Annotated in this window: 1 protein-coding gene; it reads right to left on the bottom strand. The window is 34.9% G+C overall.

The window, feature by feature from the left end; genetic code table 11:
* Positions 1 to 118: 118 nt before the first annotated feature.
* The gene (locus KA909_RS12090; RefSeq protein WP_000195429.1) at positions 119 to 1,291 is read right to left on the bottom strand and encodes an IS256-like element IS256 family transposase; all 1,173 of its coding nucleotides are present in this window, start codon (positions 1,289 to 1,291) and stop codon (positions 119 to 121) included.
* Positions 1,292 to 1,497: the final 206 nt, after the last annotated feature.

The following is a 1,497-nucleotide window of genomic DNA, read 5'->3' as shown; positions in this document are numbered from 1 at the left end:
AAATTCCATTTTTGCTATATGAGGCATTATCAATACGTCTAATTCCATTATTTATTGACTCCATATCGAGTCAAGTCCAGACTCCTGTGTAAAATGCTATACAATGTTTTTACCATTTCTACTTATCAAAATTGATGTATTTTCTTGAAGAATAAATCCATTCATCATGTAGGTCCATAAGAACGGCTCCAATTAAGCGATTGGCTGATGTTTGATTGGGGAAGATGCGAATAATCTTTTCTCTTCTGCGTACTTCTTGATTCAGTCGTTCAATTAGATTGGTACTCTTTAGTCGATTGTGGGAATTTCCTTGTACGGTATATTGAAAGGCGTCTTCGAATCCATCATCCAATGATGCGCAAGCTTTTGAATATTTTGGTTGATCGATATAATCATGAATCAATCGATTTTTAGCCTCACGCGCTAAGTTAATATCTGTGAACTTAAAAATTCCTTTAACAGCTTCTCTGAAAGATTTTGAATTTTTTTTAGGAATGGTGGTAAAGATATTTCTTAGGAAGTGAACTTGGCATCTTTGCCAACTTACGTTGGTGAAGGATTTTCTAATGGCAGAGACTAATCCTTTGTGCGCATCAGAAATAACGAGTTCCGTACCTTGTAAACCGCGTTCTTTTAGGTATTCAAAAAATGTTGTCCAGGTCTCTTCGCTTTCGCCACTTTGAATCATGAAGCCGATAATTTCACGGTCGCCATCTTTGGTTATTCCAATCGCTATATGACAGCTTTTTGAGAGTACTCGATTTTCTTCTCGTACTTTTATATAGAGTACATCGGTCATTAAGTAAGGATAATTTTTTTCTGATAATAAACGATTCTGCCACTCGTTAACCATAGGTTCTAGCTGTTCTGTTAAGCTAGAAACGAAGGACTTAGAGACGGATTTACCACAAAGTTCTTCCACAATTTTTGATACTTTACGAGTTGAAACGCCTGATACATACATTTCCAACATTGAAGCCATGAGGGCTTTTTCGTTTCGTTGATAACGTTCAAACACTGTGGGTGAAAAATGGCCATCACGTGTTCTGGGTACTTTTAATTCTAGCGTGCCTACACGTGTCGTAAAGCTGCGCTCATAATAGCCATTTCGTTGACTTTGTCGGTTTTCTGTTCGTTCATATTCTTTTGCTTGAATATATTCTGTTCGTTGATTTTCCATTAGTTGATTAAATACCGTTGTTAAAATATTTTTAGAAACGTCATCCTTTACAGAATATTCAATAATGCTTTGAATCTCTTCGCTTTTCAGTGTAAAATGTACTTGGGTCATGTAAAAGTCCTCCTGGGTATGTTTTTGTCGTTAAAAACATTGTACCGTAAAAGGACTGTTATATGGCCTTTTTACTTTTACACAATTATACGGACTTTATCCCATATCTTTTTTTATTATCTTCACTTAGTTTATTAAAATCAGTAAATACTCTTCCATATAATAAATAATATTGAGAAACTAAAAAGTTACATGCAAAAATCATG

The organism is Staphylococcus sp. GDX8P54P (assembly GCF_017893165.1).
Classification (GTDB): domain Bacteria; phylum Bacillota; class Bacilli; order Staphylococcales; family Staphylococcaceae; genus Staphylococcus; species Staphylococcus borealis.
Note: the sequence above shows the minus strand (reverse complement) of the source record. Positions and strands in the feature narration are given on the sequence as shown.

Bases quoted from the DNA above. Each gene is read 5' to 3' on its own strand.
- KA909_RS12090 (WP_000195429.1), bottom strand. From the start codon at position 1,291: ATGACCCAAGTACATTTTACACTGAAAAGCGAAGAGATTCAAAGCATT.